General features: G+C 51.3%; 1 protein-coding gene and 1 pseudogene. Both read left to right on the forward strand.

Annotated elements, in window-relative coordinates:
• Positions 1-1,405 (forward strand): annotated as a pseudogene (locus tag PGY33_RS14200) (MobA/MobL family protein).
• Positions 1,406-1,470: 65 nt separating this feature from the next.
• The coding region (locus PGY33_RS14205) for a CHC2 zinc finger domain-containing protein (protein WP_270479195.1) at positions 1,471-1,895 on the forward strand (425 nt) is incomplete at its 3' end.

Here is a 1,895-nt window from a genome sequence, read left to right on the forward strand (position 1 = left end):
GTGAAGCACTACCCGGAAAAGCGTGGTATCGTCCACAATGAAATCCTGCTCCCGGCAAATGCTCCGCCGGAGTATGCAGACCGCAATACCCTATGGAACGCCGCCGAAGCTGTGGAAAAACAATGGAACTCCACTTGTCCGGGAGTTTTGTGAGCAGCAGTTTGTTTCCAAAGGAATGATTGTTGACTTTGCCATCCATGACACTTATCCGCCGGGACACAATCCCCACGCCCATGTCATGCTCACTATGAGGGCAATGGACGAACATGGAAAATGGCTTCCCAAGAGCCGCAAGGTTTATGACCTTGACGAAAACGGGGAACGGATAAAACTTCCGTCCGGCAGATGGAAAAGCCACAAGGAGGATACGGTGGATTGGAACGACCAGAAGTATTGCGAAATCTGGCGGCATGAATGGGAGGTCATCCAGAACCGCTATCTGGAAGCCAATGACCGCCCAGAGCGTGTGGACTTGCGTTCTTATGCCAGACAGGGGCTTGATATTATCCCTACTGTCCATGAGGGAGCTGCTGTCCGGCAGATGGAAAAGCGGGGTATCCAGACGAACATCGGCAACCTGAACCGGGAAATCAGAGCCGCCAACCGCCTGATGAAGTCCATCCGGCAGCTTATCCAAAACCTCAAAGGCTGGATTACCGAGCTGGGAGAAAAACGGAAAGAACTGCTTGCACAAAAGGCGGCGGAGGAAGCGACACTTCTTCCCAATCTACTGATGAAATATATGGAGATACGAAAGGAAGAACGGAAGGACTGGACGAGGTCTGGACAAAATCGGGGGACTTCACAGGACTTAAAGGCAGTCAGCGAAGCCCTGTCCTATCTCCAGCAAAAGGGGCTTTCCACTGTGGAGGACTTAGAAGCATTTCTGGAATCTTCCGGGAAATCAGCCGCAGATTACCGCAATCAGATGAAGCCAAAGGAAGCCCGAAGCAAAGTGATTGACGGGATTCTTGCCAGCCGGACAGACTGCAAGGAATGTAAGCCTGTCTATGAGAAGTACCAGAAGATATTTTTTAAGAAAACAAAGGAGAAATTCAAACAGGAACACTCGGAGGTTGCCCGGTATGAAAAAGCCGCCGCCCACCTTGCCAAGCACCCAGATGATAAGGACAGTACCCAAAAGGAGCTGCAAGAGGAGCAGGAAACGCTTTTGGAAGAAATCGCAGAGTTGAAAGTACCACTGACCGAGGTACAGGAGGATTTGAAGAAGCTGCGGGACATCCGCTACTGGGTACGGAAAGCCACACCCGGCACAGAGGAAAGTAAAGAGTCGCCTAAGAAGCAGCCCATCAAGGAAGTCTTGCAGGATAAGGCAGACGAGAAAAAGGCTCAAAGAACCGCCCCGGCACAGGCGAAACACAGACAACAGGATATGGAACTTTAACAGGCACTTGCCATTTTCAATCAGAGAATGTCAGGTGCTTTTCTTATTTTCAAGGAGGGATAGATTTGAATGTATTTGAAGCTGTGAAGCAGTCCGTCACAACAAGACAGGCTGCGGAGCATTATGGAATCCATGTAGGTCGGAACGGGATGGCTTGCTGCCCGTTCCATAATGATAAAACCCCAAGCATGAAGCTGGATCGGCGTTACCACTGCTTCGGCTGCGGTGCGGATGGGGATGTGATTGATTTTGCCGCCGCCCTGTATGGGCTGGCAAAGAAAGAAGCCGCCGTACAACTGGCAAATGACTTTGGGCTTTCCTATGAGGACTGGAAACCGCCGGGAAAGGCAAAAAAGCCCAAGCCCCAGCAGAAATCCCCGGAGGAACAGTTTCAGGAAGCAAAGAACCGCTGCTTCCGTATCCTTGCCGATTATCTCCACCTGCTTCGGGCATGGAGAACGGAATATGCCCCGCACTCCCCAGAGGAAGC

This window comes from Butyricicoccus sp. AF18-9LB (genome assembly GCF_027684505.1).
Lineage (GTDB): Bacteria > Bacillota > Clostridia > Oscillospirales > Butyricicoccaceae > Agathobaculum > Agathobaculum butyriciproducens.